Consider the following 5164-nt stretch of genomic DNA (forward strand, 5'->3'; position numbering starts at 1 on the left):
CCGTGTTCAGTCCGACCGAGCAGTACCTGACGCTGGGTCGCTGGAGCGAGGTGTTGCCCGAGGGGCGCAACATGCCCAGTGACTACACCGACATGGACATCTACTACCGATCAATTCAGCATCGCCACACCGATGTTTTGACCGCGCGCGACTACATCTGGCGGTGGGACACCGACTGGTTCTGGTGCTCGCGGGCGTTCGGCGCACAACGGCCTGCGATCCGAAAGTTGTGGCCTAAGACCAAGCTTCGCTCGGATGTCTATTGGAAGATCATCGCTGCCGATCGGCGCTGGCACTTCAGTGACAGGCAAGCGCGACTGTTGGGTAAACCGCAGCGCGAAGAGGTGGTCCAGGACATAGAAGTCCCGATAACGGCGCTGGCGGATTTCCTGGAGTTCTTCCACCGCGAGATTGGAATCGAACCAATCTGGGTGTGTCCGCTGAGATCGCGCGACGGCCAGACCCGGTGGCCCCTCTACGACCTGAATCCGCACATCGCCTACGTCAACGTCGGGTTCTGGTCCACAGTCGAACTTCCGACCGGCATCGACGCAACTGCTGGCCACTTCAACCGGATGATCGAGGCAGAGGTCACCAAACTCGGCGGGCACAAGTCGCTGTATTCCAGTGCCTACTACAACCAGGAGCAGTTCGATGATTTGTACGGCGGCCCGGCCTACCGGGACGTCAAGAAGAGGTACGACGCTGAGGGCCGGTTGCTCGGACTGTTCGAGAAAGTTGTTCAACGTCGGTAATGGCTAGAACCCAAACGGCTGGAGGGCTGTCAATGAAGCTAAGTGAGGTTTTCGACATCTTGGTCGGTGGTGACGCACCGGTCGAGTTCGTTGCGTACGACGGGAGCAAGGCCGGCACGATCGGCGCTGACGTCCGGATCGAGGTCCGGTCTCCACGCGCCATCGAATTGGTGCTGTCACACCCCGGACAGGTGGGGGTCGCGCGGGCATATGTTGCCGGCGAGATCGAGATCCACGGCGATCTTGTCGACGCCTTCAACGCGCTCTACAAGTCCGACCGTCAGCTGTCGATCGCTGATCGCGCCCGGATAGTCCGCGCTTTCGGTCCCGCCTTTGCGCGCCAGATTGGCAACGCCGCACGCGGCGAGTTGCCGCCGGAAGAGAAGAAGCTCGGTGGCCGACGCCATTCCAAGGGCCGTGACGCCGAGGCGATCAAGCACCATTACGACGTCTCGAACACCTTCTATCGGTGGGTGCTGGGCCCGTCGATGGCCTACACCTGCGCTGTCTTCCCCAACGAGACCGCCACGTTGGAGGAGGCACAGGAAGAGAAGTTCGACCTGGCCTGCCGCAAGCTCGACCTCAAGCCGGGCCAGCGGGTGCTCGACGTTGGGTGCGGCTGGGGCGGGATGGTGTTGCACGCGGCGCAGAACTACGGCGTTGAGATCATCGGAGTCACGCTATCTGAGCAGCAGGCGCGCTGGGGGCAGCAAGCTGTTGTCGATGCCGGCCTTCAGGGGCAGGCCGAAGTCCGATTCCAGGACTACCGCGACGTTGCCGAGACGAGCTTTGACGCGATCTCTTCCATCGGTCTGACCGAACACATCGGCAAGGACAACTACGACAGCTACTTCCGCTTTCTTCGGAGCAAGACCAAGCCGGAAGGTCGACTGCTCAATCACTCCATTTACCGCTACGACGACCGGCACAAGGTCTACTACCGCAATAGCTTCGTGAATCGGTACATCTTCCCCGATGGAGAACTGACCGGGCCGGCCACTGTGCTTGAGTCACTGACCGGTGAGGGGTGGGAGTGCCAGCACGAGGAGAACCTCCGGCAGCACTACGCCAAGACCCTGCATCACTGGCGGATGAACCTTGAGGATCACTGGGACGAGGCCGTCGTCGAGGTGGGCGAGCGCAAGGCGCGCGTCTGGCGGATGTACATGGCGGCATCGGAATATGGGTTCGCGCGGAACCTGATTCAGTTGCACCAGTTCCTGGCCACCAATACCACCCCGGAGGGGCAATCCGGCTACCCACTCCGGGCTGCCTTCAGCGCCAATGCATGAGTGTCAGTGGCCAGGCTGATTTCAGAAGAAGATGACCATGGCTAGCTCCCTGTTCTAGGTGGGTTGGTTTTGTCGTGCGGTTGCTGGGTTCAACATGCCCGGACAGGGTCCGCAACGAACCTGCTGATACGTAATTCTCGGACGACCGGTTGGTCGGCGGCTGTCGGCACCGGGTCCGCTGGGCGCGTGGCAACGGCAGGCGTAACGTTGCCCGCGCTCATGCAGTTGAGCTGGGGTATTCGCCGCGAAAGGTAGCCAGACGGAATGCACAACGAAGAACCCGGAACAAGAGTCACGACCAATCCGTCCCAGCACACTTCGCAAGGGGTAATGACGCCCAAGCGGCTGCGACTGATCCTGTCGGCGTTGATGCTGACGATGCTGCTAGCCGCCCTCGATCAGACGATCGTGTCGACGGCGCTGCCGACCATCACCAGCGACCTCGGTGGACTGAGCGAACTCTCATGGGTCGTGACCGCCTACCTGTTGGCGTCCACGGCGAGCACACCAATTTGGGGGAAGCTTTCCGACCTGTACGGCCGCAAGCTCATGTTGCAGTCGGCAGTTGTTGTGTTCGTGATCGGATCGATCCTCGCTGGCATGTCGCAGAACATGTCCCAGCTGATCGGCACCCGTGCCCTGCAGGGTCTCGGGGGCGGCGGGCTCATGGTCCTAGTCCTTGCTGTGATCGCCGACATCGTGCCGCCCCGCGAACGTGGTCGGTACAGCGGTCTCTTCGGTGCCGTGTTCGGCGTGGCCAGTGTTATTGGCCCGCTGCTCGGTGGGCTGTTCACCCAGCACCTGTCGTGGCGGTGGGTCTTCTACATCAACGTCCCGTTGGGAATAGCCGCCTTCGTGGTTCTCGGTGCGGTGCTACACATCCCCGTCCACAAGCAGAAGCACGAGATCGACTGGGTGGGTGCAGGCCTGCTCGTTGCCAGCGTGGTCATGCTCCTATTGGTTGCGGTGTGGGGGGGCCAGCGCTACCCATGGGATTCGGCAACGATCATCGGCCTGGGTGTCGGCGGAGTTGTCCTTGGACTGCTCTTCGTCTGGCAAGAACTGCGCCACCCAGAACCGATGGTTCCGCTGTCGATGTTCAAGTTGCCGGTGGTGCGCGTTGCCTCTGCGATCGGTTTCGTTGTCGGGTTCGCGTTGTTCGGCGCAATCGTCTATCTGTCGATCTTCATGCAGGTCGTCCGCGGTGCGACCCCCACGGTCGCCGGCCTGCAACTGCTGCCGCTGATGATCGGGCTGCTCGCGACGTCGATAATCAGTGGGCGGCTGATTACCCGCACGGGCAAATACAAGATCTTCCCCATCATCGGGACCGCGTTGGCAACCGTTGGCCTGTACATGTTGTCGACGGTCGGAGCGAAGACTGGCTATGGCTTCATTGCGCTGTCTGCGTTTGTGCTCGGGATCGGGCTCGGCAACGTGATGCAGGTACTGGTGATCGCGGTGCAGAACAGTGTCGAGCCCAAGCAGCTTGGCGCGGCGACCAGCACATCGACGTTTTTCCGCTCGATCGGTGGTTCTTTTGGTACCGCAGTTTTCGGCGCTGTCTGGACGTCGCAGTTGGCCAGCCATCTCGCAGCGGCGCTACCCGCCGAGATCGCGGCCAAGTTTGCCGGTAGCGGCCAATCGATCACATCATCGATGAGCAACATCGATTCATTGCCGCCCGCAGTCCACGACTCGGTAATTAACGCGATTGCCCAGTCCATCGACGCAACATTCTTGGTGGCTGTCCCGATTATGGCGCTTGCGTTTGTGCTGTCCCTGTTCCTCAAAGAGATGCCGCTGCGTCGAACCCAGAACACGGCCCACGACTTGGCCGACGACGCGGCGCTGCCGTTGCCGACGTTGGACTAAGCCTCAGCCATTTCGATGGCGATGGGGTTGCTAAGGATTTTGCTGACCGGGCAGCCTCGCAATACACGCAGCAGACCGGCTCGCTCTCGATCGGTCAGGTCGCCGGTCAGTTCTACTCGAAGGGTGAACTGTGTCTGATTGTCGACCGTCTCGTGGGTGACCTCGACCCGGACGGAGTCCAACGGGGTGCTACGGACATCGGCAGCGATCTGAATTGTCATCGATACGCACGCCGCGAGGGCTCCGTCGAGCAACGTGGTCGGGGACATACCCGCTGTACCACCGACGCCTTGAAAGTCCGAGTCCGTAACGATTGAGTGGTCGCAGCCATTCTGCTCGCCCGTGACCACGGTGGCGTAGCGCGGATTGAGTGACTGTGCGATTGCCATGCTTACTCCTGGGTGCGGGCGGCTGACAGCGCGTAGGGCCGTTTGCCCCGGCCATCTCCGGCGATCATGCCTTGTCCTCGGGCTCCAAGCTCGCCGGCCGACGCAGACCGTATACCGGCGACATCGTCGCGACGAGTCCCGCTGCCGCGCACGTCGTCGCGGCGAGCAGGGCGATGAGCACGAGTAGCTGCACCTGCGCTGCCTGTGCTGGCGACGCACCCCCCAGCAGCATCCCGACGAACGCGCCGGGCAAAACGACCAAGCCAGCACTACGGGTCTGGTCCAGGCCTGGGATCAGCGAACGTTCCGCCGCCCTGCGGCCGATGGCGGCTACAGCCTCTCGTGGCGTTGCCCCGATTGCCAGCCATCCCTCGACCACGTCCCACTCGCTGTGGGCGTCGTCGCGGAATCGAGTACCGGTGAGGGAGACAGCGGTCATGGATCCGCCGATAACCTGAGCTGTGAACGGCAGTACCGACTGCGTAGTCAGCGGCAGCGCGCCGGTAGCGATCACCGGCGTGACGGCGACAACCGCGCCGAATGCCAATGGTGTCAGCACCCGCCAGCCGTTGCGCCAACCGCATTTGATGCGCCGAACGGACGTCGCGGTCGCAGCGACCAACATGACGACCAGGTAGAGGGCCGTGCCAGCCGGGTGCAGGAAGACCCAGGCGACGACCAACGCAACGAGGATCAGTTGCACGATGCTGCGGGCTGCGGCGCCGAGGTAGTCGAGCCGTTGTCGAATCCCCGCAAAACCCATTACCCCAACGGTGATGAGCGCCAACAGCGCGATCGCGAACCCCGTCTGGGTCAGTGATCCGTACCGCACGTGATCAGCATGCCCGATTGC

The 5164-nt window shown here is 62.2% G+C and carries 5 protein-coding genes; 3 read left to right on the top strand and 2 right to left on the bottom strand.

Annotated features, from left to right (window positions below; genetic code table 11):
* The 3 genes from KAZ48_10590 to KAZ48_10600 all read left to right on the top strand — a co-directional run.
* Nucleotides 1-755 (top strand): FAD-binding oxidoreductase (locus tag KAZ48_10590; GenBank protein ID MBP7973239.1); only part of this gene is annotated, 755 nt, incomplete at its 5' end.
* Nucleotides 756-787: 32 nt separating this feature from the next.
* Nucleotides 788-2047, top strand: coding sequence for a class I SAM-dependent methyltransferase (locus tag KAZ48_10595; GenBank protein MBP7973240.1), 1260 nt, complete (start codon nt 788-790; stop codon nt 2045-2047).
* 330 nt (nt 2048-2377) lie between these two features.
* The gene (locus tag KAZ48_10600) at nt 2378-3922 is read left to right on the top strand and encodes an MFS transporter (protein ID MBP7973241.1); all 1545 of its coding nucleotides are present in this window, start codon (nt 2378-2380) and stop codon (nt 3920-3922) included.
* On the opposite strand, the gene KAZ48_10605 is transcribed toward KAZ48_10600, so the two are convergent.
* Entirely contained in the window at nt 3919-4311 is a 393-nt protein-coding gene (locus KAZ48_10605) for an OsmC family protein (protein ID MBP7973242.1), read from the bottom strand. The two genes, KAZ48_10600 and KAZ48_10605, sit on opposite strands and share 4 nt — an antisense overlap.
* Nucleotides 4312-4375: 64 nt before the next feature.
* The coding region (locus KAZ48_10610) for an ABC transporter permease (GenBank protein ID MBP7973243.1) at nt 4376-5164 on the bottom strand (789 nt) is incomplete at its 5' end.

The sequence above is a fragment of the Candidatus Nanopelagicales bacterium genome (assembly GCA_018003655.1).
In the GTDB taxonomy this organism is placed as follows: domain Bacteria; phylum Actinomycetota; class Actinomycetes; order S36-B12; family UBA10799; genus JAGNDY01.